The organism is Micromonospora sp. NPDC047738 (assembly GCF_040642675.1).
Lineage (GTDB): Bacteria > Actinomycetota > Actinomycetes > Mycobacteriales > Micromonosporaceae > Micromonospora.
Window position 1 is genome coordinate 36,045 of record NZ_JBEYSO010000001.1, and the last position, 22,024, is coordinate 58,068.

Below are 22,024 nucleotides of genomic sequence, written 5' to 3' on the forward strand. Positions count from 1 at the left end.
GCTGTACCCGGTTCGCGCTCCGCGTACACGCGGCCGCCGGTCAGTGCGCGGTCATCTCGCCGGTGTCGAGGACCGGTGCGGGTTCGGCCTCCGGCTCCCAGAGGTCGGGCTGGGCGGGCTCCGCCACGCCGATCCGCATCGCCTCCAGCTGGGCGGCGAAGGCCAGCCCGCCGAAGAGCGCCATCCCGGTCAGGTTGGCCCACAGCAGCAGGGCCATCATCCCGGTCAGCGCGCCGTAGGTCTGCCCGAATCCGTCGCTGTACTTGACGTACGCGGCGAGCAGCAGGCTCGCCAGCCACCACAGCGCGGTGGCGATGCCGGCACCGAAAAACAGCCAGGACAGGCCGGGCTGCCGGCGCCGGGGCGCGTGCCGGAACAGCACCGCCACGGCCAGCACGGTCAGCCCGAGGCTGAGCGGCCAGCGGATCACGTCCCAGGCGGCGTTGGCGACGCTGCCCCAGGCGTAGTGCCGCTGCACCGACTCGCCCATCGCCCGTCCGCCGACCAGAATGAGGAACCCGGCCAGCGCGGGTACGCCGGCGGTCACCGCGAGGACGGCGGCGCGGACGTACTTGGCCAGGGCCGGGCGGTCCCGCTCGACGCCGTAGATGCGGTTCGCGCCCCGTTCGATCTGGGCCATGGTGGTGGCGAGCGCGACGAGGCCGGTGAGCAGGCCGAGGGTCAACGCCAGTTCGCCGGCGTGTTCGCTGTGCTCGCCGTCGGCCAGCAGCTGCTGCACCACCGACTCGCTCTGGCCGGGGGTGAGCGCGAGCACGGTGTCGGCGACCACCTTGCCGCCCTCGTCGGCGCCGAGGTCGGTGATCAGGCCGGTGAGCGCGATGAGGAACGGCACCACGGCCAGGCAGAGCTGCAGGGCGAGGGCCCGGGAGTGGCTGACGCCGTCGCCGTAGCGGAACCGGACGAAGGCGTCCCGCAGCAGGCACCAGCCGCCGTGCCGGCGCAGGGTGTGCCAGGCGTCGTCGGCGGAGAGTTCGTCCGCCGACATCAGCCGGGTCTCGGGGACCAGCTTGGTGCTACTCACGGCGGGCGTCCTCGACCAGGCGTTCACCGCGCTGACCGGCGGCGTCGGCGTCCACCGACAGGTCGGGGTGGCGCTCCGGCCGGGCCACGCAGAGCCAGAGCGCCGCGGGCCGGATCTCGGCCGTGAGCGAGCGGCCGGGCTCGATCAGGTCGCCGTCGAGCTCCCGTGGCTGGGCCCGGTTGCTGGTGATCTCGACCTTCCGGCCGCGGAGGATCTCCATCCGGGGCACCTGGCCACGCCGGCGGACGAGCGCCCAGCCCATGGCCAGCCAGTGGCCCAGCGTCCGGGGGGTGAGCACCGCGACGTCGAGCCAGCCGTCGTCGGGCTCGGCGTCGGTGAGCAGGCGTACGCCGCCCTGGAGGCGGCCGACGTTGGCGACCAGGACCGAGCGGGCCCGGCGGCGCAGCGGCGGGTGGTCGTCAATCCGGATCCAGACCCGCATCGGCCGGTCCCGCAGGTGCTTCACGGCGCCCACGACGTACGCCGGCCAGCCGATCCGTGCCTTGGTGGTCTCCGAGGTGGCGTCGAGCATCTGCGCGTCGAAGCCCATCCCGGCCATCACGGCGAAGCACTGGTCGCCGACGACCCCGACGTCCAGCCGCCGCCTGCCCCGCTCGACGGCGACCTCCAGCCCGGCGGCCAGGTCGCCGGAGAGGCCGAGGTTGGCGGCGAGCAGGTTGCCGGTGCCCTGGGGCAGCACGGCGAGCGCCACGTCGGTGCCGGCCAGCGCGGTCACGCAGGCGCGTACGGTGCCGTCGCCGCCGCAGGCGAGGACGACCTCCGCGCCGGCCTTGACGGCCGCCTCGGTCTGGCCGCGGCCCGGGTCCTCGACGGTGGTCTCGTACCACGTCGGCGGGGGCCAGCCGGCGGCGTCGAGGGCGCCGTCCACCGTGCGGCGGAACTGGTCGAGATCGGTCACCTTCACCGGGTTGACCACCACCGCCGAGCGCGGCGCGGCGTTGCCGGCGGTCACCAGCCGCTGGTCCGCTCCACCGTTCACGGCGTCAGTGTGCAGCAACTCCGACGGGTCAGCGAGTCGACGGAGACGGACGTTGCGTGGATCGCAAACAGGTTTGAGGACCGCAGTGGCCGGTCGGCGCCGCCGACGTTCGTGTCGTCGGGCGTCAGGCCGCCGTCCGCAGCGCCGCCTCCACCCGCCGGCGCAAGTCGTCGAGGTCGGCGCCGGCCTCGGTGAGCACCAGCGCGACCAGGCCGTTGCCCTCGCGGAGCAGGCCGAGCAGGATGTGCTCGGTGCCGATGTGGTGGTGGCGCAGCCGGATCGCCTCGCGCAGGCTGAGTTCCAGCACCTTCTTCGCCCGGGGCGAGAACCGGCCGTCGTCGGGCCGGCGCCGGCCCCAGCGCCGGCGGGGTGGGGGCGCCGCCTCGCGCAGCGCGTCGGGTCCGAAGGACTCCTCGATCCGCGCGACGATCGCCGCCAGGTCGATGCCGATCTCCCGCAGCGCCGCCGCGTCGGCCTCGCCGAGGCCGTCGACGCCGCCGGCCGTGTGCCGGGCCACCGCGGCGCGCAGGTCCTCGGCCCGGACGCCGGCCTGGGCCAGCACCCGGACGGCCAGGTTGTCGCCGTCGGCGAGCACGCCGAGCAGCAGGTGCTCGGTGCCGACGGGGCGCCGGCCCTCGGCGCGGGCCTCGTCGACCGCGTGCCGCACCACCGTCCGGGCCCGGTCGGTGAACCGTTCGAACATCACGCCTCCCAGCTTCCGGGGACCGCCGGTCGCCCGGCGTGCTTCTTGTGGACCGCCTGCCGGCTGACCTCGAGCGCGTCGGCGATCTCCTGCCAGGACCAGCCCTGTCGTCGGGCGTTGTCCACCTGGACCACCTCGAGCCGCTCGAGCAGCCGGCGCAGGGCGAGGACCGCGCGGAGCCCGACCTTCGGGTCGGTGCTGCCGGCGGCCGCCGCGAGTTCCGTCGCCTGACTCATGCTGTCAACATAGGTTGACAGCACCCGCCCTGTCAACCCTGGTTGACACGCGACGGGCCGACACGACCGCGACGCGCCCGGGCGCAGCCCCAGCTGGTGCTACGGTCCGCTGGTGTTCCGCCGCCGCTCGCTGGACCGACCGGTCGAGGCCGCCCGCCGGCTGACGGTCGGGCGACTCACGCTGGAGATGGCCGGCGGCAGCGTGGTCGGGCACCACTACCCGGAGAACTTCGACGTGCTGCACGTCGACCCGGAGCTGCCGCTGTTCGCGGTGGCCGACGGGATGGGCGACGGTGACGGCAGCCGGATCGCCGGCGCCACCGCGACGAACACCTTCGTCGAGCGGGTCCGCGCCACCTGGCCCGCCGTCGGCGCGCGCGAGCTGCGCGCCGCGACCGCGGAGACCCAGCTGCGGGTACGCCAGGCCGGGGCGGGACTGGCCGGGCTCACCGGCTGCACGCTGACCGCGCTGGCCGTCGAGCCCGACGGCGGGCAGGGCTGGCTCGTCCAGCTCGGCGACTCGCGGGCCTACCGGCTGCGCGACGGGCTGCTGGAGCTGGTGACGGTCGACCACACCATGGCCTGGCTGGGGGTGGTGCACGGCTGGTGGCCGGCCACCTCGCCCGAGGCGGCCCGGGCCCGCTACCAGCTGCTGCGCTACGTCGGCCACCCGGACCGGCCGGAGCCGGACGTGCTGGCCGTCCCGCTGCGCACCGGGGACACCTGGCTGCTCTGCACCGACGGGGTCAGCGACCAGCTCGGCTACCACCGGCTGCGGGACCTGCTGGCCGAGCGGGACCCGGCGCGGGCGGCCCGCGCCCTGCTCTCGGCCAGCCTGGAGGAGGGCGGCGACGACAACGCCACCGCCGTGGTGGTCCGCGTCCTGCCCACCGTGCCCACCCCGCGCTGACCGCGGGCCCGCATCCCCGGCGCGGTGACCGGGCCAGTTCCGCCGACCCGGTCCGGGCGGGCACCCGCCACGACTACCGTGGGTGAGGAGTGCGCGGTCGGGAGGTGAGGCGGGATGGCCGCACCCACCGAGGACGCGGTGGTGGTCGGCGTCGGCCGGTCGGACGAGGACCTCCAGGTGGTCCGGACGGCCGCCGTGGAGGCCGCCGCCCACGACCGCCCACTGCACCTGCTGCACGCCTTCAACTGGGCGGCGGAGGCCGCGACGTCCACGCCGGGCGGGCCCCGCGCCGCCGCCGAGGACCTGCTGGAACAGGCCGGACAGGTGGTCGCCGAGGCGGAGCCGGCGGTGCCGGTGAGCGGCGCGATCGTCGAGGGCTCCCCGGTCGAGGCGCTGATCCGGGCCTCCGAGTCGGCCTTCCTGGTGGCGCTCGGCGACGGCGGGATGGCCGGCTGCACGGACTGCGTACCGACCGACGCGCCGGCCGTGCAGCTCGCCGCCCGGGCCGGCTGCCCGGTCCTGGTCGGCCGGGCCGAGCCGCCGCCGCCCGGACCGGTGCTGGTCGGCGTGGACGGGTCGACGTCCTCCCACACCGCCCTCGGTTACGCCTTCGACTGCGCGGAACGCCGCGGGGCCCGGCTGCTGGCGATCCGGGTCGTCGAGTCCGGCCGCGCCGGCGACGGCGACGACCTGCTCGCCGAGACGGTGGCCCGGTACGCCGCCCGGCACCCCACGGTGGCCGCCGAGTGCCACACCGTCCGCGGCGATCCCGGCACCGTCCTGGTCGAACAGTCCCGCTCGGCGCAGGTCGCGCTGGTCGCCGCGCGCGGCGACGAAGCCTGGCGGGGCATGCTGGGCGAGGTCAGCCAGTCGCTGCTCTACCACTCGCCGGCCCCGGTGATCGTCGTCCGTGGACTCCCCCCGGACGCCTACGGGCCATGACGCCCGCCCGGCCCGGGACCTCCGGCCCTGACCGCCCGACCGGCACGGGGCCAAGCTGGACCCGCCCGGGCGGGATATCCGCCTACGGGCTGCAGAAGTCCCCGAGCCGCGAGAGGCTATTGCAGCATGGACACCGCTCTCGACCTGCACAGCCCACTGACCGAAGACGAGCTGCGCCGGCTTGACGCCTACTGGCGGGCGGCTAACTACCTCACCGTCGGGCAGATCTACCTGCTCGCCAACCCGCTGCTCCGCGAGCCGCTCAAGCCCGAGCACGTCAAGCCCCGGCTGCTCGGGCACTGGGGCACCAGCCCCGGGTTGAACCTGATCTACGCCCACCTCAACCGGGTCATCGTCAACCGCGACCTGAACGTCATCTACCTCACCGGTCCCGGCCACGGCGGACCGGCGATCGTGGCGAACACCTGGCTGGAGGGCACTTACAGCCAGCTCTACCACTCCGTGACCCGGGACGAGACGGGGATGGCCCGGCTGTTCCGCCAGTTCTCCTTCCCCGGCGGCATCCCCAGCCACGTCGCCGCGGAGGTGCCGGGTTCGATCCACGAGGGCGGCGAGCTGGGATACGCGCTGAGCCACGCCTACGGCGCCGCCTTCGACAATCCGGAGCTGCTGGTGGCCTGCGTGATCGGGGACGGCGAGGCGGAGACCGGTCCGCTGGCCGGCAGTTGGCTGTCCAACGTCTTCCTCAACCCGGCCCGGGACGGGGCGGTGCTGCCCATCCTGCACCTCAACGGCTACAAGATCGCCAACCCGAGCGTGTTGGACCGGATCCCCGAGGACGACCTGCTCGGCCTGATGCGCGGCTACGGCTACCAGCCCTACGTGGTCGCCGGCGACGACCCCGCCCGGGTGCACCAGAGCCTCGCCGCGACGCTGGACCGGGCGCTCGACGAGATCGCCGAGATCCAGCGCCGGGCCCGCTCCGGCGGCCGGGTCGAGCGCCCCCGCTGGCCGATGATCATCCTCCGTACGCCGAAGGGCTGGACCGGCCCGCAGGAGGTCAAGGGCAAACCGGTCGAGGGGACCTTCCGCGCCCACCAGGTGCCCGTCGACGGGGTACGCAAGAGCCCGGAGGCCCTGGCCGAGCTGGAGCGCTGGCTGCGCAGCTACCGGCCGGAGGAACTCTTCGACGCCACCGGCGCCCCGGTCGCCGAACTGGTCGACCTGCCCCCGAAGGGGGACCGGCGGATGAGCGCCAACCCGGCCACCAACGGTGGGTTGGTGCTGCGCGACCTGAACCTGCCGGACTTCCGCGCCTACGGGGTCGACGTCGAGCATCCGGGCGAGCCGGTGGCCGGCTCCACCGGCGTCCTCGGCCCGTGGATCCGCGACGTGATCACCGCCAACCCGCAGAACTTCCGCCTGTTCGGGCCCGACGAGGTCGCCTCCAACCGGCTCGGCGCCGCCTTCGAGGTCACCGATCGGGCGTTCGTCGGTGCGACGGTCCCCGGCGACGACCACCTGTCGCCGGACGGTCGGGTGATGGAGGTGCTCTCCGAGCACCTCTGCCAGGGCTGGCTGGAGGGCTACCTGCTCACCGGCCGGCACGGCATCTTCACCAGCTACGAGGCGTTCATCCACATCGTCGACTCGATGGTCAACCAGCACGCCAAGTGGCTGAAGGTGACCCGGGGCATCCCCTGGCGGGAGCAGCTCGCCTCGCTGAACTACCTGCTCTCCAGCCACGTCTGGCGGCAGGACCACAACGGCTTCTCGCACCAGGACCCGGGCTTCATCGACCACGTGGTCAACAAGAAGGCGGAGGTGGTCCGGGTCTACCTGCCGCCGGACGCCAACACCCTGCTCTCCACCATGGACCACTGCCTGCGCAGCCGGCACTACATCAACGTGGTGGTGGCCGGCAAGCAGCCGGCGCCGAACTGGCTGAGCATGGACGAGGCCATCCAGCACGCCCGGCGCGGCCTGGGCATCTGGGACTGGGCCAGCACCGACCAGGGCACCGAGCCGGACGTGGTGCTCGCCTGCGCCGGTGACGTGCCGACGCTGGAGACGCTGGCCGCGGCCGACCTGCTCCGGCGGCACCTGCCCGAGCTGAAGGTGCGGGTGGTCAACGTGGTCGACCTGATGCGGCTGCAGCCACCCTCCGAGCACCCGCACGGCCTGCCGGACTTCGAGTTCGACACCATCTTCACCCGCGACAAGCCGATCATCTTCGCGTACCACGGCTACCCGTGGCTGATCCACCGGCTCACCTACCGCCGGACCAACCACGACAACCTGCACGTGCGCGGCTACAAGGAGGAGGGCACCACCACCACGCCGTTCGACATGGTGATGCTCAACGACCTGGACCGCTTCCACCTGGTCATCGACGTCATCGACCGGGTGCCCGGGCTCGCTTCGCGCGCCGCCCACCTGCGCCAGGACATGGTCGACGCCCGGCAGGCCGCTCGCGACTACACCCGCGAGTACGGCGAGGACGACCCCAAGGTCGCCGAGTGGCGCTGGATCCGGGAGACCGAGCTCGGCCTGCGAGGCGGGCAGTGAACCCGGCCGACGTCAGCCGCGACGAGATCCTGGTCGGCTACGACGGCTCCGCCGACTCGACGGTGGCCCTGAACTGGGCACTGGACGAGGCGGGCCGCTCCGGCCGGCCGGTCCGGCTGGCGTACGTCTTCGAATGGCTGACGGTGGTCGGCTGGATCGGACCCGGGGTGGCCCCGGGGATCTGGCCGGACGAGACCGCCCGGCGCAAGGTCGAGGAGCTGGTCCGCAAGGCGGCGACGGACGCCGGCGCCGAACGGCCCGGCCTCACCGTGACCGGCGAGGTCTTCGACGGCCCGCCCGCCCTGGTGCTGCAGGAACGCTCCGCCGACGCGGGGCTGCTGGTGCTCGGCAGCCGGGGCCACGGCGGCTTCGGCGGCCTACTCGTCGGCTCCACCGCGGTCTCCGCCACCGCCCACGCGCACTGCCCCGTGGTGGTGGTCCGGCAGGGGCAGGTGGCCATCTCCGGGCCGGTCGTGGTCGGCGTGGACGGCTCCGAGTCCTCCCTGCGGGCGCTCGGCTTCGCCGTCGAGCGGGCCGCCCAGCGGGACGTGCCGCTGCGGCTGCTGCGGGCCTGGGCGCCACCCAGTGAGCGGTGGGTGGATCCCGGTTCCGGTCCGGAGGAGACCGAGGCCACGGAACGGGCGGCGGCCGAGGAGAGCCTGGCCCCCTGGCGGAAGACCTTCCCGGACGTCCCGGTCGAGATCCAGTCGAGCCCGGGCAACGCGGCCGCGCTGCTGGTTGAGGCGAGCCGGGCGGCGCAGTTGGTGGTGGTCGGCAGCCGGGGCCGGGGCGGGCTGCGGGGGATGCTCCTCGGCTCGGTCAGCCAGCAGCTCATCCACCATGCGAGCTGCCCGGTGGCGGTGGTCCGGGAACGCTGAGCGGCGACGCGGGCGGCCGCACCGGGGCAACGAGGCTGTTCAGCGTCGGTCGAAGGTCCCGGGTACGCGGGTCGTACGGGCCGTGCGACCGCCCACCGGATGCCAGAGGATGGACCGGCAAGGCCGCCCGGACCCGAGCGCAGTGGGGCACGATGAGGGAAACGGAAAGGTCGTGACGATGAGCCACGAGACGCCGACCACCGACCGGGCGCTGACCACCGCGCTGACCGAGGCCGCCGCAACGTCCGGTCGCGCCCCCTCGGTGCACAACACCCAGCCGTGGCGCTGGAAGGTGCTCCCCGACGCGCTGGAGCTGCGGATGGTGCGGGAAGCCCGGCTCACCGCCACCGACCCGGAGGGCCGGCTGGTGACCCTGAGCTGCGGCGCGGCGCTGCACCACGCACGCGTGGCGCTGGCCGCCGAGGGCTGGACGGCGCTGGTGGAGCGGCTGCCCGACCCGACACAGCCGGAACTGCTCGCCCGGCTCACCGGGTTCCGGCACACCGGGGCGGATCCGGACGCGATGCGCCTCGTGCAGTGCATGCAGGTCCGGCACACCGACCGCCGGCCGGTGCGCGAGGAGCCACTGCCCGGCCCGGCCCTCGACGAGATCGTGCGGGCGGCCCTCGCGGAGGGCGTACGGCTCGAGGTGCTGGACTCCGACCAGGTGATGGAGCTGGCCGCCGCGGCCGGACAGGCCGCCACGGTGGCGGCGGAGGACCCGGAAACCCGCGAGGAGCTCGAGTACTGGACCAGCCGGGCCGGCACCGGCACCGGGCTACCGCCCGAGGTGCTGCCCGAGCAGGCCCCGCAGACCACCGTGCCGGCCCGGGACTTCGGCCGTCCCGGCACGCTGCCGATCGGCCCCGGGCACGACCGGGCGGCCGTCTACGGGATCCTCTGGAACACCGAGGACGAGCCGGACAACTGGCTGCGCGCCGGTGAGGGACTCTCCGCCGCCTGGCTGACCGCCACCCGGCTCGGCGCGTCGATGGTGCCGCTCAGCGGCGTGGTGGAGGTGGCGGGCACCCGGCAGACCGTGCGCCGGCTGCTGGCCGGACTCGGCTTCCCGTACCTGGCGCTGCGGCTGGGGCTCGCGGACCCGGCGCACGCGGGCCCCCCGCACACCCCGCGCCTGCCCACCGAGGAGATCGTCGACACCTCCGCGGTACGCGCCGGCGCATAGCGACCTCGTCTCCGGCGATAACATCGGCCGGTGGCCAGCGCACCGAATCCCCGGAACGAGCACGTCACCCCGTCCCTGGGGCTGACCCCGCTGTCCCGGGTCCGGCTCGACGAGCTGCTGCAGGAGATGCTCGACCGGGTCGGCGAGGTGGTGACCAGCCGGGAACGGCTGCGCGCCCTGCTCGATGCGGTGGTCGGCATCGGCACCGACCTCGACCTGCGCAGCACCCTGCAGCGGATCGTGCAGTCGGCGTGCGAGCTGGTCGGCGCGAAGTACGGCGCGCTCGGCGTGATCGGCCCGGACCGGCTGCTGCACGACTTCATCATCCACGGCATCAGCGACGAGCTGCACGCGAAGATCGGCGAGCTGCCGCACGGCCGCGGGGTGCTCGGCCTGCTCATCGACGACCCCCGCCCGGTACGCATGCCGGACATCACCCAGCACCCCCTGTCGTACGGCTTCCCACCGCACCACCCGCCGATGCACAGCTTCCTCGGCGTGCCGGTGCGCATCCGCGACCACGTCTTCGGCAACCTCTACCTCGCCGAGAAGCAGGGCGCGGCCGAGTTCACCGAGGACGACGAGGAGATCGTGGTCGCGCTGGCCGCCGCGGCCGGCGTCGCGATCGAGAACGCCCGCCTCTACGCGCTGGCCCACCGGCGGGAACGCTGGCTGGCCGCGACCGCCGAGATCACCTCGGTGCTGCTGGGCGAGGTCCGGCGTACCGACGCGCTGACCCTGGTGGCCCGGCGGGCCCGGGAGGTCGCCGAGGCGGAACTGGCCCTGGTGCTGCTCTACGACGAGGACGAGGGCCAGTTCACCGTCGAGGTGGTCGACGGCACCGACGGGGCCGCCCGGGACCTCGTCGGCGTGGTGCTGCCCGCCGCCGAGACCAGCTTCGCCGGCTCGGTCACCGAACGCCGCCACGAGCTGCTGGCGAGCCTCGCCGAGGCCGCCCCCTGGCCGCGGCCGGTGGTCGCCGGGCCGGCGGTGGTCTCCCCGCTCGCCGCGGCGGACGCCCTGCACGGCGTGCTGGTGATCGCCCACCGGCCGGACCACGGTCCCGTCGGCGAAGACGACGCCGCACTGCTGAACAGCTTCGCCGGGCAGGCCGCACTGGCCATGGAACGGGCCCGGGGCCAGGAGGAACGGGAACTGCTGGTGGTCCTGGAGGACCGCGAACGGATCGCCCGCGACCTGCACGACGTGGTGATCCAGCGGCTGTTCGCCACCGGCCTGCAGTTGCAGAGCACCGCCCCCGTGGCGATGCGGCCCGAGGTGGCCAAGCGGATCAACCAGGCGGTCGACGACCTGGACGCCACCATCCGGGACATCCGCCGCACGATCTTCGAGCTGCGCACACCGATGAGCGCCGCGCTGCGCACCGAGATCCGCGAGGCCATCGAGGTGGCCGCCGAGTCGCTGGGCCACCGCCCGCACCTGGAACTCAGCGGCCCGATCGACAGCGCCGTCCCCGACGAGCTGCGACCCGAGCTCACCGCCGTGCTGCGGGAGGCGCTGTCCAACGCGGTACGCCACGCGCAGGCCGACCGGGTGTCGGTGACGGTACGGGTCGACGCCGGCTGGGTGAGCGTCACCGTCACCGACGACGGCGTCGGCTGCGACCCGGAGGCGGCCCGCAGCGGCTTGGTGAACCTGCGCGAGCGGGCCGATCGGCTCGGCGGCGACTTCCAGCTCAGCCGGGTGGTCCCGCACGGCACCGAGGTGCGCTGGAGCGTCCCGCTGCGCGACTGAGCCGCAGGGCAGCTCAACTGCGGCGCGCGGGGGGCGGCCGGCGCCGTCAGTGCCGCGGGCCGAGCAGCCGGGTGGCCAGCACCGCCGCCTGGGTACGCCGCTCCAGGCCCAGCTTGGCCAGCACGCTGGAGACGTAGTTCTTCACCGTCTTCTCGGCGAGGAACATCTTGCCGGCGATCTCCCGGTTGGTGAGCCCCTCCGCCACGTACTCCAGGATCCGCCGCTCCTGCTCGGTGAGGGACTTCAGCTCGCGCGGCTGCTCGACACCGCTGCGGATCCGCTCCAACACCCGAGTGGTGATCGCCGGGTCGAGCAGCGACTGCCCGGCCGCGACCCGGCGGACGGCGTCCACCAGGTCGGTACCCCGGATCTGCTTCAGCACGTACCCGGCGGCACCCGCCATGATCGCCGCGAACAGCGCCTCGTCGTCCTCGTACGAGGTGAGGATCAGCCCCTTGATCGAGGAGTCCACGGCCCGGATGTCCCGGCACACGTCGATGCCGTTGCCGTCGGGCAGCCGGGCGTCGAGGATCGCCACGTCGGGGTGGAGCGCCGGGATCCGGCGGGCGGCCTCCTGGGCGGAGCCGGACTCGCCGACCACCTCGATGTCGCCGCTGCTGGTGAGCAGGTCGGCAAGGCCACGACGGACGACCTCGTGGTCGTCGAGCAGGAACACCCGGATCATCCGTCCTTTCTACCCCGCCGGCCCCGGCTCGGCACGGGCCGAAGGTCCCTACCGTGCCGCGTCGCCGCAGGCGGACGGGCCCGCCCAGGTGGGGACCTCCGGCCCTGCTCGCGAAGCTGCTGGTTGCCGCACCGTGGGACGGAACCACCCGGAAGGTGGGCACGACCTGCCACGGAAGGAGCACCACCATGACCACGGGGTTCACCGTCGAGCAGTTGCGGGCCGCCGCCACCGACGCCATCCGGGCGCCCTCCCTGCACAACACCCAGCCGTGGCGGTTCCGGCTGCGCGACGGCGGGATCGAACTCTCCGTCGACCCGCTGCGCCGGCTGCCCGCCACCGACCCGACCGGCTGGGGCACCCGGATCGCCTGCGGGGCGGCCCTGTTCAACCTGCGGCTGGCGCTCGCCGTGGCGGGCACGCCGGCCACGGTCCGGCTCCGCCCGTACCCCGCCGACCCGGACGTGGTCGCCCGGCTGGTCCCGGACCTGCCGCGCCGCCCGACTCCCGCCGAGCAGAGCCTGTCCGCGGCCATCCACCGCCGGTTCAGCAACCGGGCCCCGTTCTGGCCCGACCCGGTCCCCGCCGACGTCCGCTGGCGGCTCGGTGAGGCCGCCCGGGCCGAGCAGTGCTGGCTGGAGCTGGTGATCGGCACCGGCGCGGTCAACGCGCTCGCCGAGGTCGCCCGCAGCGCCCACCGGGTCCTGGAACGCGATCCGGCGTACGCGGCCGAGCGGGCCGAGTGGATCCGCGCCGAGCCCTCGCCCGACGGCGTACCGGCCGCCGCGGGCGGGCCGCCGAGCGAGCCGCAGGACCTGCTGCCGCAGCGCGGCTTCGGCGGCCGCAACCGGGCACCCGGCCGGGACTTCGAACCGGAGCCGCTGGTCGCCGTGCTCGGCTCGACCGGGAACACCGCCGCCGACCAGGTCATCGCCGGCCAGGCCCTGCAACGGGTGCTGCTCACCGCCACCGATGCCGGGCTCAGCGTGTCGCTGATCTCCCAGCCGATCGAGGTGCCCGGGGCGCGGGAGGCGCTGCGGCTGTCCCTGGGCCGGTTCGGCACCCCGCAGATGGTGATGCGGATCGGCTACGGCCAGCCCGGCACCGCCACCCCGCGCCGCCCGGTCGCGGAAGTGCTCGACCTGCCGGTGGTGCCGGCCTGACGTGGCCGCGGGTCCGGGTCCTGGCGTCGCGCCTCGGCAGCGCGGCGGCCAGCAAGTCCGGCGCAGGTCAGGCCGTCGGGGTAAGGCCGGCCAGCAGCTTCGCCTCCCGCTCCGGGTCGAGCCCGACCGCCGACCGGGCCGGCCGCCCGGCGCGGGGCGGCACCTGGCCCACCGCGCGCAGCCAGCGCCAGGTGTCGGCGACCGTCTCGGCCACCGGCCGGCAGACCAGCCCCGCCGCGTACGCCCGCTCCACGCCCCGCTCCTGCAACCAACGGTACGGGTGGCCCGACGGAATCCAGATCGGCAGGTCGTTCCAGGGCTCCACGCCCGCGGCCAGGATCGGCTCCGGGTCCGTCCAGTGCAGGCTGGCGTCCGCGCCGGTCACCACGACGGCCGCGTCGAGCAGCTCACCCATCGTCGCGTGCCCGGTCCGGCTCACCACGTTGTACGCCCCACCGACGCCCTCGGCACCTCGATCCAGCAGCCAGATCGCAAGGTCCCGCGCGTCGACGTACTGCAGCGGCAGGTCGCGTGGCCCCGGAGCCAGGACCGGCCCGCCCCGGGCGATCCGCTGCAACCACCACGGCAGCCGCCCGATGTCCTCCCCCGGCCCGAGGATCAACCCGGCCCGGGCCAGCAACGCCCGCTCGCCGTACACCTCGACCGCGGCCCGCTCCCCGCCCGCCTTGAGCTGCGGATAGTCGCCGTCGACCGCGTCGGCCGCAGCGTCGACGGTCGGCGCGTCCTCGCCCACGCCGGGCGGCACCGGCTCGGCGTAGACCGACCCGCTGGAGACGTAGACGTAGTGCGGCGCCGCGTCGGCCAGCGCCCGGGCCGCGTCCCGCACCGCCCGGGGCGCGCCGTCCCAGGTGTCCACGACCAGGTCCCACTCACCGCCGGCGAGCGCCGCCAACCCGTCCGGCGCCGTCCGGTCCCCCCGCAACCGGCGTACGCCCACCGGCACGTCGCCGTGCAGCCCCCGGTTGAACACCGTCACCGACCAGCCCCGACGTGCCGCCTCGGCCACCACGGCCCCACCCACGAATCCCGTCCCACCCAACACCAGCAGTCTCATACGCCCCACCCTGCCCCCTGCTCGACCCGCCAGTGAGCAACGTTCACGGTGAGCGGATCTGCCCACGGCAGAAACCCTCCGCCGGCCGGCCGAAGCCGGCGCTCCTGGAGCGGCGGGGCTGGGGCGAGGGTGACCGGCGCAGGCCGCCGTGCGTCGCGGGACGGCGGCTGCTGTGGACGGCGTCGAGGCGGCCTCGAGGACCGGTTGCTTCAGTCGATCGCCGGAGCTCGACGGCGTACGCCACGAGGACGAGCGGCGGTCGAACTGGCGACGACGCGCGTGGTGGGGCGCGCAGACCACAACAAGCGTTCATCAAAGACGGCGGAGGCCGACATTGACCAGGGAACGGGCCAGGGAAACGAAGAGTGTGGCTGCCCGTGTCGGCGGGTGGAGCGCACGTCACCGGTGGTGGGCGATTCTGCTCTGGCTGGCGTTCGTGGTGCTCGCCACCGTCGTCGGCAACGCCGTGGGCACCACCCCGATGAAGAGCTACGAGGGCCAGAACGGCGACTCGCGGCGGGCCCAGCAGATCATCGACGAGGCCGGCTTCCCGGACGTGGCGGGCGAGATGGTGCTGGTCCAGGCCCGCGACGGACGGATCACCGTGGACAGCCCCGAGTTCCGCCAAGCGGTGCGGGACGTCGCGAGCGCGGTCCAGGCCACCGGCCAGGTGGAGCACCTGCGCACGCCGTACGACCCGGCCGCCCCGGCGCCGCGGACCGCCGACGGGACCACCGCGCTGGTGCTGTTCGACATGACCGGCGCCGGCGACACCGCGGACGAGCGGGTCCAGCCGGTCCTCGACGCGGTCGCCGGCGTCCAGGCCCGGCACCCCGACCTGCGGGTGGAGCAGGCGGGCGCGGCCAGCATGCAGCGGCTGGCCGGCGTGGCGGTCAACGAGGACTTCCAGCGGGCCGAGGCGCTGTCGCTGCCGATCACCGCGATCATCCTGCTGATCGCCTTCGGCACCCTGCTGCCCATGCTCATCCCGCTCGGGGTGTCGATGACCGCGTTCTTCGCCGCCACCGGCCTGCTCGCCCTGGCCAGCAAGGTGCTGCACGTGGCCGACACGACGACCAACCTGATGCTGCTGATCGGGCTGGCCGTGGGCGTGGACTACTCCCTGTTCTACGTGCGGCGGGAGCGGGAGGAGCGGGCGAAGGGACGGTCGAAGGAGCGGGCGCTGGAGATCGCCGCGGCCACCTCCGGCCGGGCGGTGCTGATCTCCGGCGTCACCGTGATCGTGGCGATGGCCGGCATGTTCCTCACCGACCACGGCGTCTTCATGGGCTTCGCGCAGGGCACGATCCTGGTCGTCCTGACCGCCATGGTGGCCTCGGTGACCGTGCTCCCGGCGACGCTGGCGGTGTTCGGCGACGCCGTCGACGCCCGGGTGATCCACGGGATCGTCCGGGTGGTCACCCGTGGCCGGGTCACCTGGGCGCGGCGGCTGGGCGGCCGGGCCGGCGGCGGCCGGGCGTGGAACGTCATCCTCACCGGCGTGCTGCGCCGTCCGTGGCTGTCCACCGTGCTGACCGTGGGCGTGCTCGTCGCGCTGGCGGTGCCCGCCGTCGGGATGCGGCTCGGCCAGCCCGGCATCGACGACCTGCAGGGCGACTATCCGATCGCGGCCACGTTCAAGGCGATCGACCGGGCCTTCCCGGGCGGCAACGAGCCGGCCACCGTGGCGGTCCAGGCGCCGGACGTGTCCAGCCCCGCGATGCAGGAGGCGATCGGGCGGCTGAAGGATCGGGCACTGGCCACAGGCGTGGCGCACGAACCGGTGAGCGTGCAGGTGAATCCGGCGAAGACGGTGGCCACGGTCTCGCTGAGCATCGGCTACGGCGAGCAGGGCCGGAAGTCGGTGGCGGCGCTGCGGGAGACGATCGTGCCCGAGACCGTCGGCGCGCAGCCGGACACGCAGGCGTACGTCACCGGCGCCATGGCCGCCACCGTGGACTTCAACCGGCAGATGTCCCGCACCGCTCCGCTGGTCCTCGTGTTCGTGCTGCTGTTGGCGTTCTTCCTGCTGCTGAGCAGCTTCCGGTCAATCATGGTGGCGATCCAGGCGATCGTGCTCAACCTGCTGTCGGTGGCCGTCGCCTACGGCGTGCTGGTGCTCGTGTTCCAGCACGGGCACGGCGCGGACCTGCTCGGCTTCACGCCGGGAGCGATCGTCAACTGGCTGCCGCTGTTCCTCTTCGTCATCCTGTTCGGACTGTCGATGGACTATCAGGTCTTCATCCTCAGCCGGATCCGCGAGGCGTACGACAGCGGGATGTCCACGGAGCGCGCGGTCACCCACGGCATCAAGGCATCGGCGGGCGTGGTCACCAACGCCGCGCTGATCATGGTGGCGGTGTTCGCGGTGTTCGGCACCATGTCGCTGCTCAGCTTCAAGCAGATGGGGGTGGGCCTGGCGGTGGCCATCCTGATCGACGCCACCATCGTGCGCGCCGTCCTGCTGCCGGCCACCATGAAGCTGCTCGGCGACCGGGCGTGGTACCTGCCGAGTTGGCTCAACTGGCTGCCCACGCTGTCGCACGGCGAGGTGGCCGAGGAGAAGGAGGAGCACCCGGCTCCCGCCCGCGAGCCGGTCCCGGTGAGCTAGAGGGTGGCAGAGCGGACCCGCGCCCTGGCGTCGCGGCGCGGGTCCGTGCGGTGCCGACTGTCGCCGGGTGGGCCGGTGATTTACTTCCCGGCATGAACATTGTCTGCGGTGACGACTCGGCGCGGATGTGGATCGCCGCGGTCCCGCCCGCGGCGCCCGACGAGCTGAACATCGTCCTCGGCCTCGACACCCGTGGCGGCCCCGACGAACGGGTGGCGTGTGACCTGTTCGGTTACGGGCACGAGGGCGAGGAGGGAGTCTTCTACCTGCTGCCCGACGACCTGCGGGCCACGGTCGAGCTGACCTGCTCGCGCCTGGGTGTCCGACTGGTGACCCGACCACAGAGGATGGCCGAGAGCCTCGTCGAACACGGTGTGGAGTTCCGGCGGTCCGCCGCGGACGTCGCCAACGAGACGATCGACGGGGGCCAGGTGACCGTCCTCTACCGCGAGATCGACATCGATGTCGACGCCCTCGCCGCCTACCCGGGGCTGCTCCCCGGGCCGGATCATCGCCCCGCGATGACTGAGGACGGCGAGGTCGTCGGCGGTGGGCTACGCCCGGTCTTGTGCCTGGACCACGCGGGTCCGGCCACCCTGCCGGAGCTGTTGGACAGCTACCGGGCGGGCGAGGGCAGCATCATCGTGCTCGGCGCCGACTGACGCCGGGCCCGCTGACAACCGTTGGTGGGCGATACTGGGTTTGAACCAGTGACCTCTTCCGTGTCAAGGAAGCGCGCTCCCACTGCGCCAATCGCCCGAGCGCTCGCCGAATTTGACACACCGGCGGCGGTCGCCCCGCGAGGGGCGGATCGCGAGCGGACGACGGGATTCGAACCCGCGACCCTCACCTTGGCAAGGTGATGCGCTACCAGCTGCGCTACGTCCGCGTTGTCGCCGGCTCGCGTCGGCGACGGGTAGAACTGTACCCGATGACAAGATCGCCGCGCGGCAGGCCCCACCCGCCCGCCCGGCCGTGTCGCCACGCCTGGTGATTGCGCTGGTCGCCGTCGGGGTACTGACTGCACTCGACAGCACAACCCGTCCCCCCGAAGGAGGCTGTCGTGGGAATCGGTACCAGCATCTTCCTGATCGCCGTCGGCGCGATCCTCACCTTCGCGCTGAACGCCCACATCGGCGGGGTCAGCCTGGACGTCGTCGGCTGGATCCTGATGGCGGCCGGCGTACTCGGCCTGATCATGACCACGCTGGTCTGGGGCCGTCGTCGCGAGGTGGTCACCACGGCCGAGCCGGTGGAATACCGGCGGGTCGAGGAGCGCCGGGACGTCGCCCCACCGCTGTGACCCGTCGAGGGAATCGACGCAACTGATCGGTCCCGGGACCAGGGATACGCGTACGGGGGTGCCGGCCAGCGCGGCCGGCACCCCTTCCCGGCCCGGTCAGCCGCGCATCAGCTCGTTCAGCGTGCCGTAGTCGAGGGCGTCGGCCAGCGCGCCGTACGTCCCGGTGGCCAACGCCTCGACGGCGGCCCGGCGGGCCACCGCGTACGCGGCCTCGGCGACCGAGGAGCCGAGGCTGACCCGGGCCACCCCCAGCTTCGCCAGCTCCGGCACCGCCGGGGCGCCCGGCCCGGCCAGCACGTTCAGCGGGGCCGGGATCGCCTCGACCAGGGCGGCCACCGTCGCCGGGTCCACCGTGCCCGGCACGAACACCCCGTCGGCGCCGGCGGCCAGGTAGGCCTTGGCCCGCGCCACCGTCCCCGGGACGCCACCGGCGCCCCGCAGGAACGTGTCGACGCGCGCGTTGACGTACAACGGGACCCCGGCCCGGTCCGCGGCGGACCGGACGGCGGCCAGCCGGGCGCACTGCTCGTCGACCGCGCGCAACGGCGCCTCCCCGTCGTGCCGGGCGTCCTCGACGTTCACCCCGACCGCGCCCGCCGCGATCACCGCCTCGACGGTCACGGCGACCTCGTCGGCGGTGTCGCCGTACCCGGATTCGATGTCGGCGGTGACCGGCAGCGGCACCGCCGCGACGACCCGCCGGACCAGGTCGACGGCGGCGGCGCGGCCGAGCGCGTCGCCGTCGGGGGCGCCGAGGCTCCAGGCGACGCCGGCGCTGGTGGTGGCGACCGCCCGGGCGCCGGCGGCGGCGACGATCCGGGCGCTGGCGGCGTCCCAGGCGTTGACCAGGACCAGCGGCTCGCCGGGGACGTGCAGGGAACGGAAGCGCAGGGCTTGACTGTGGTGATCGTTCACCCGACCAGTCTGAGTCCGTGCCGCCGGCCGCCGTAATGTTTCAGTCCCAGCTGAAACGAAGGAGGCGGCATGGTCGCGATCGGCCTGTCGGCGGGCGCCGTGGCGCGGGTCCGGTTCGCGCTCTCCTGCCTCTGGGAGACCGTCGCCAGTGTGCGGGTGCTCCGCGATCCCGGCCAGCACGCGATCCACCTGCCCTGGGTGAACCGGGTCCGGCCGCGCCTGGCCGAGGCGCACCTGATCGGCCCGGACCGCGGCCTGCTCTGGCACCTCGTCCCGCCCGCGCCCGGCTACCTGGCCGACTTCCTCACCCCGCCGCCCGCCGGCCTGACCCCCGACCTGGGGCAGGAGTTGGCCGCGCTGCGCGGCACCCCACCGGGGACCGTCCGCGCCCAGCTGGACCTGTACCCCGGCCCCCGGCCAGCGGCGCTGTCCGCGCTCTACGCCGACCCGGAGGACGGGCTGCACCGGCTCGCCGGCGAGATCGAGGCGTACTGGCGGCTGGCCCTGGCCGGCGACTGGCCCCGGATCCGGGCCCTGCTCGAGGCGGAGGTGTTCCGGCGGGCCCGCCGGCTGGCCGAGGACGGCGCGGCCGGGCTCCTCAACGACCTGCACGAGCGGGTCCGCTGGGAGGGCGACGCCCTGCTGATCAGCCAGCGGCACTGCACCGCTCCGGACGTGCCCGACGGCAGCGGGCTGGTCCTGGTGCCGTCGGTCTTCGTCTGGCCGTCCGTGCTCAGCATCGCCGCCGGGGACGTGCCGCAGCTGGCGTACCCGGCCCGGGGACTCGGCGTGCTGTGGGCCTGCCCGCCGACGGCGCCGGACGCGCTGGGCGCCGTGCTCGGGCGGGGGCGGGCCCGGCTGCTCGCGGCGCTGGACGCGCCTCGGTCGACCACCGAGCTGGCCCGGCACACGGGCCTCTCCCCGGCTGGCGTGTCGCAGCACCTCACCGCGCTGCGCGCGGCCGGCCTGGTGGTGACGCACCGGCAGGGCCGATCCCTGCTGAGCAGCCGGACGGCGGTGGCGGAGGCGCTGCTGACCGCGGCGGCCTGAGCGGTGGCCGACGGGCCGGAGAAACAGGAAGGCTCGTCACCGGTGTCCGGCGACGAGCCGTCTGCTCATCGAAGTGGGCGATACTGGGTTTGAACCAGTGACCTCTTCCGTGTCAAGGAAGCGCGCTCCCACTGCGCCAATCGCCCTCGTCTACTGCCGAGGTGGAGACGGGATTTGAACCCGTGTACACGGCTTTGCAGGCCGTTGCCTCGCCTCTCGGCCACTCCACCGAGGTTGCCCCCGATCATGCGTGGCGGCAGCTCCGAGCGGACGACGGGATTCGAACCCGCGACCCTCACCTTGGCAAGGTGATGCGCTACCAGCTGCGCTACGTCCGCGTGCCCCCGGTGTTTCCCGGCGACGGATGAGAACTTTAGCCGAGCCGGGGAACGGTTGCCAAATCGGGTCCGTTTTCCGGGCGCGTCCGGGTGACGATCCACCCCGCCCGCGAAGGCTTCCTAGGAGGCAGGTGCCTGCGTCGGGGCCGGGCGGAAGGATCGCCCCGGCGACACGCCGGCCGGGACTGTCCGGCTTCCGACTGTTGGTCGTACGACCGGCCGCGTCGGTAACTCCCCGTGGTCATATCGATGGGCTACGGTAGCGATCGTGACGAGACGCGCCGCCGAGATCCGCCTGGATGCCCTGCTCCGCACGGCCTGTGACGTGATCGCGGAACGTGGAATCGCCAACACCCGCACGGCCGACGTGGCGGAGGCCGCCGGCGTCAGCCAGGCGCTGGTCTTCTACCACTTCGCCACCAAGGACCGGCTGCTCGCGCAGGCGTTCGCGTACGCCGTCGAGCAGGACCTGGCCCGGCTCGACGCGGTGCTCCGCTCCTCCGCCCCGCCGCTGACCAAGCTGCGCCGGATGCTGCGCCTCTACGCCCCGACCGGCCGGTCGACCTCCTGGTCCATCTGGATCGACGGCTGGGCGGAATCGCTGCGCACCCCCGAGCTGGAGAAGCTCTCCCGCCGGCTCGACCTGCGGTGGCGGCAGGACCTCGCCGCGGTGATCTCCGACGGGGTCGCCGACGGCACCTTCGACTGCCCCGACCCGGCGGGCGCGGCGTGGCGGATCAGCGCCGTGATGGACGGCCTCGCCGTGCAGCTGTCGGTGCACGAGCGCGTGATCACCCGGCGGCAGATCGCCGAGTGGGTCCGGCTGGTGGCCGCCCGTGAGCTGGGCCTGGAGCCGGCCCAGCTCGACTGACCTCGACCGTCCGGTCCGCGATCAGGCGGTAGACGGGCGGGTTCGCACGGATCGCCAATCGCGGGGGCAGCTCTCACGGACCATGGTGAACCGGTCACGCCGCGCCGCGACCCGCCCGGGAGCGCCGGCGGGCGGCGCCGAGGCGTACGACAGAATCAGCCGGGTGTCCGACCTGTCCGCGGCCTTCGTCCGGCTGCACGCCCGGCTCGCCCCGGTCGCCTTCGTCCCCGAGGTGCGGCTGCACCAGGCCGACGAGCCCATCGGGCTCTGGGAGCTGACCGAGGGCGAGTTCCACAGCGCGCAACCCCCACCGTTCTGGGCCTTCGCCTGGGCCGGCGGGCAGGCGCTCGCCCGGCACGTCACCGACCACCCCGACCTGGTCGCCGGGCGGCGGGTGCTCGATCTCGCCACGGGATCCGGCCTGGTCGCCATCGCCGCCGCCCGCGCCGGCGCGGCGTCCGTGCGGGCCGTCGAGGTGGACGAGCGGGCGGTCGCGGCCGTCGCGCTCAATGCCGAGGCCAACGGGGTACGCGTCGACGCCGAACTCGGCGACATCCTCGACGACGATGCCGGCGGCGCCGAGGTGGTGCTCGCCGGAGACGTCTTCTACAGCGAGGCGATGGCGCGGCGGATGCTGCGCTTCCTGCTCCGGGCCGCCCGGTCCGGGGCCCGGGTGCTGGTCGGCGACCCCGGCCGGGCGTTCCTGCCCCGCGGGCGCTTCCACCAGCTGGCCACCTACGACGTGCCGGTGCCGGAGGCGCTGGAGAGCGTACGGGTGAAGCACACCACGGTGTGGGAGCTGAACCCGGCTCCGCCGGGAGCCGCCCACTAG

20 protein-coding genes and 5 tRNA genes are annotated in these 22,024 nt (G+C 74.0%); 13 read left to right on the forward strand and 12 right to left on the reverse strand.

Going from position 1 to position 22,024, the window contains the following annotated elements; genetic code table 11:
• Positions 1–40 precede the first annotated feature (40 nt).
• The 4 genes from ABZ783_RS00190 to ABZ783_RS00205 all read right to left on the reverse strand — a co-directional run bounded on the left by ABZ783_RS00190 (position 41) and on the right by ABZ783_RS00205 (position 2,981).
• Positions 41–1,042: a YihY/virulence factor BrkB family protein gene (locus ABZ783_RS00190; protein ID WP_357433177.1), complete on the reverse strand. Its 1,002-nt coding sequence runs from the start codon at positions 1,040–1,042 to the stop codon at positions 41–43.
• Positions 1,035–2,042, reverse strand: a complete 1,008-nt coding sequence (locus ABZ783_RS00195) for a diacylglycerol kinase family protein (RefSeq protein ID WP_357433179.1) — start codon at positions 2,040–2,042, stop codon at positions 1,035–1,037. The genes ABZ783_RS00190 and ABZ783_RS00195 overlap by 8 nt, the downstream gene beginning before the upstream one ends.
• 124 nt (positions 2,043–2,166) lie before the next feature.
• Positions 2,167–2,745, reverse strand: a complete 579-nt coding sequence (locus ABZ783_RS00200) for a Clp protease N-terminal domain-containing protein (protein WP_357433181.1) — start codon at positions 2,743–2,745, stop codon at positions 2,167–2,169.
• On the reverse strand, positions 2,745–2,981 hold the full coding sequence (locus tag ABZ783_RS00205; protein WP_073836364.1) for an HTH domain-containing protein: 237 nt from the start codon (positions 2,979–2,981) through the stop codon (positions 2,745–2,747). The genes ABZ783_RS00200 and ABZ783_RS00205 overlap by 1 nt, the downstream gene beginning before the upstream one ends.
• Before the next feature lie 112 nt (positions 2,982–3,093).
• On the opposite strand from ABZ783_RS00205, the gene ABZ783_RS00210 reads away from it, so the two are divergent.
• The 6 genes from ABZ783_RS00210 (at position 3,094) to ABZ783_RS00235 (ending at position 11,181) form a co-directional block, all read left to right on the forward strand.
• Positions 3,094–3,891 carry a PP2C family serine/threonine-protein phosphatase gene (locus ABZ783_RS00210; RefSeq protein ID WP_357433183.1) on the forward strand — a complete coding sequence of 266 codons (798 nt, stop codon included), beginning with the start codon at positions 3,094–3,096 and terminating at the stop codon, positions 3,889–3,891.
• A gap of 114 nt (positions 3,892–4,005) precedes the next feature.
• The gene (locus tag ABZ783_RS00215) at positions 4,006–4,833 is read left to right on the forward strand and encodes a universal stress protein (protein WP_357433185.1); all 828 of its coding nucleotides are present in this window, start codon (positions 4,006–4,008) and stop codon (positions 4,831–4,833) included.
• Between the two features lie 126 nt (positions 4,834–4,959).
• Positions 4,960–7,362 (forward strand): phosphoketolase family protein, encoded by a 2,403-nt coding sequence (locus tag ABZ783_RS00220; protein ID WP_357433187.1) that lies wholly within the window; start codon positions 4,960–4,962, stop codon positions 7,360–7,362.
• Positions 7,314–8,240: a universal stress protein gene (locus tag ABZ783_RS00225; RefSeq protein ID WP_357433190.1), complete on the forward strand. Its 927-nt coding sequence runs from the start codon at positions 7,314–7,316 to the stop codon at positions 8,238–8,240. Before ABZ783_RS00220 ends, ABZ783_RS00225 begins: the two co-directional genes overlap by 49 nt.
• 109 nt (positions 8,241–8,349) lie before the next feature.
• Positions 8,350–9,426: a nitroreductase gene (locus ABZ783_RS00230; RefSeq protein ID WP_357433192.1), complete on the forward strand. Its 1,077-nt coding sequence runs from the start codon at positions 8,350–8,352 to the stop codon at positions 9,424–9,426.
• 81 nt (positions 9,427–9,507) lie between these two features.
• A complete protein-coding gene (locus tag ABZ783_RS00235) occupies positions 9,508–11,181 on the forward strand; it encodes a GAF domain-containing sensor histidine kinase (RefSeq protein WP_357434276.1) in 1,674 nt (557 codons plus the stop codon).
• 46 nt (positions 11,182–11,227) lie between these two features.
• On the opposite strand, the gene ABZ783_RS00240 is transcribed toward ABZ783_RS00235, so the two are convergent.
• Positions 11,228–11,866: a response regulator transcription factor gene (locus tag ABZ783_RS00240; RefSeq protein WP_357433194.1), complete on the reverse strand. Its 639-nt coding sequence runs from the start codon at positions 11,864–11,866 to the stop codon at positions 11,228–11,230.
• Positions 11,867–12,054: 188 nt separating this feature from the next.
• On the opposite strand from ABZ783_RS00240, the gene ABZ783_RS00245 reads away from it, so the two are divergent.
• Positions 12,055–13,029 (forward strand): nitroreductase, encoded by a 975-nt coding sequence (locus ABZ783_RS00245; protein ID WP_357433197.1) that lies wholly within the window; start codon positions 12,055–12,057, stop codon positions 13,027–13,029.
• 67 nt (positions 13,030–13,096) lie between these two features.
• On the opposite strand, the gene ABZ783_RS00250 is transcribed toward ABZ783_RS00245, so the two are convergent.
• Entirely contained in the window at positions 13,097–14,104 is a 1,008-nt protein-coding gene (locus ABZ783_RS00250) for an NAD-dependent epimerase/dehydratase family protein (RefSeq protein ID WP_357433199.1), read from the reverse strand.
• A 367-nt stretch (positions 14,105–14,471) separates the two neighbouring features.
• Here ABZ783_RS00250 and ABZ783_RS00255 point away from each other — a divergent pair, with 367 nt between their 5' ends.
• Both ABZ783_RS00255 and ABZ783_RS00260 read left to right on the forward strand, forming a co-directional pair.
• On the forward strand, positions 14,472–16,715 hold the full coding sequence (locus ABZ783_RS00255; RefSeq protein ID WP_357433201.1) for an MMPL family transporter: 2,244 nt from the start codon (positions 14,472–14,474) through the stop codon (positions 16,713–16,715).
• Between the two features lie 92 nt (positions 16,716–16,807).
• Positions 16,808–17,377: a hypothetical protein gene (locus tag ABZ783_RS00260; RefSeq protein WP_357433203.1), complete on the forward strand. Its 570-nt coding sequence runs from the start codon at positions 16,808–16,810 to the stop codon at positions 17,375–17,377.
• Positions 17,378–17,399: 22 nt separating this feature from the next.
• Here the strand turns inward: ABZ783_RS00260 and ABZ783_RS00265 are convergent.
• Positions 17,400–17,474: transfer RNA gene (locus tag ABZ783_RS00265), tRNA-Val, on the reverse strand.
• 57 nt (positions 17,475–17,531) lie between these two features.
• Positions 17,532–17,604: transfer RNA gene (locus ABZ783_RS00270), tRNA-Gly, on the reverse strand.
• A 174-nt stretch (positions 17,605–17,778) separates the two neighbouring features.
• Between ABZ783_RS00270 and ABZ783_RS00275 the strand changes: the two genes are divergently transcribed.
• Positions 17,779–18,018: a DUF6458 family protein gene (locus ABZ783_RS00275; RefSeq protein WP_357433205.1), complete on the forward strand. Its 240-nt coding sequence runs from the start codon at positions 17,779–17,781 to the stop codon at positions 18,016–18,018.
• A 96-nt stretch (positions 18,019–18,114) separates the two neighbouring features.
• Here ABZ783_RS00275 and ABZ783_RS00280 read toward each other — a convergent pair whose 3' ends face one another.
• The gene (locus ABZ783_RS00280) at positions 18,115–18,933 is read right to left on the reverse strand and encodes an isocitrate lyase/phosphoenolpyruvate mutase family protein (RefSeq protein ID WP_357433207.1); all 819 of its coding nucleotides are present in this window, start codon (positions 18,931–18,933) and stop codon (positions 18,115–18,117) included.
• A gap of 69 nt (positions 18,934–19,002) precedes the next feature.
• Here ABZ783_RS00280 and ABZ783_RS00285 point away from each other — a divergent pair, with 69 nt between their 5' ends.
• Positions 19,003–19,983 (forward strand): helix-turn-helix domain-containing protein, encoded by a 981-nt coding sequence (locus ABZ783_RS00285; protein WP_357433209.1) that lies wholly within the window; start codon positions 19,003–19,005, stop codon positions 19,981–19,983.
• Positions 19,984–20,057: 74 nt separating this feature from the next.
• Here the strand turns inward: ABZ783_RS00285 and ABZ783_RS00290 are convergent.
• From ABZ783_RS00290 to ABZ783_RS00300, 3 genes are all read right to left on the reverse strand, one after another.
• Positions 20,058–20,129: transfer RNA gene (locus ABZ783_RS00290), tRNA-Val, on the reverse strand.
• Positions 20,130–20,142: 13 nt separating this feature from the next.
• A tRNA-Cys gene (locus tag ABZ783_RS00295) sits at positions 20,143–20,213 on the reverse strand.
• Between the two features lie 35 nt (positions 20,214–20,248).
• Positions 20,249–20,321 (reverse strand) — tRNA-Gly (locus ABZ783_RS00300).
• A 268-nt stretch (positions 20,322–20,589) separates the two neighbouring features.
• On the opposite strand from ABZ783_RS00300, the gene ABZ783_RS00305 reads away from it, so the two are divergent.
• Both ABZ783_RS00305 and ABZ783_RS00310 read left to right on the forward strand, forming a co-directional pair.
• Positions 20,590–21,192, forward strand: coding sequence for a TetR/AcrR family transcriptional regulator (locus ABZ783_RS00305; RefSeq protein ID WP_073836381.1), 603 nt, complete (start codon positions 20,590–20,592; stop codon positions 21,190–21,192).
• Positions 21,193–21,355: 163 nt separating this feature from the next.
• A complete protein-coding gene (locus ABZ783_RS00310) occupies positions 21,356–22,024 on the forward strand; it encodes a 50S ribosomal protein L11 methyltransferase (RefSeq protein WP_357433211.1) in 669 nt (222 codons plus the stop codon).

What these genes read in the sequence shown, in the direction of transcription:
- ABZ783_RS00230 (WP_357433192.1), top strand. Translation starts at nt 8,350, where the DNA reads ATGGACCGGCAAGGCCGCCCGGACCCGAGCGCAGTGGGGCACGATGAG.
- ABZ783_RS00245 (WP_357433197.1), top strand. Translation starts at nt 12,055, where the DNA reads ATGACCACGGGGTTCACCGTCGAGCAGTTGCGGGCCGCCGCCACCGAC.
- ABZ783_RS00240 (WP_357433194.1), bottom strand. Translation starts at nt 11,866, where the DNA reads ATGATCCGGGTGTTCCTGCTCGACGACCACGAGGTCGTCCGTCGTGGC.
- ABZ783_RS00260 (WP_357433203.1), top strand. Translation starts at nt 16,808, where the DNA reads ATGAACATTGTCTGCGGTGACGACTCGGCGCGGATGTGGATCGCCGCG.
- ABZ783_RS00250 (WP_357433199.1), bottom strand. Translation starts at nt 14,104, where the DNA reads ATGAGACTGCTGGTGTTGGGTGGGACGGGATTCGTGGGTGGGGCCGTG.
- ABZ783_RS00285 (WP_357433209.1), top strand. Translation starts at nt 19,003, where the DNA reads ATGGTCGCGATCGGCCTGTCGGCGGGCGCCGTGGCGCGGGTCCGGTTC.
- ABZ783_RS00215 (WP_357433185.1), top strand. Translation starts at nt 4,006, where the DNA reads ATGGCCGCACCCACCGAGGACGCGGTGGTGGTCGGCGTCGGCCGGTCG.
- ABZ783_RS00205 (WP_073836364.1), bottom strand. Translation starts at nt 2,981, where the DNA reads ATGAGTCAGGCGACGGAACTCGCGGCGGCCGCCGGCAGCACCGACCCG.
- ABZ783_RS00200 (WP_357433181.1), bottom strand. Translation starts at nt 2,745, where the DNA reads ATGTTCGAACGGTTCACCGACCGGGCCCGGACGGTGGTGCGGCACGCG.
- ABZ783_RS00220 (WP_357433187.1), top strand. Translation starts at nt 4,960, where the DNA reads ATGGACACCGCTCTCGACCTGCACAGCCCACTGACCGAAGACGAGCTG.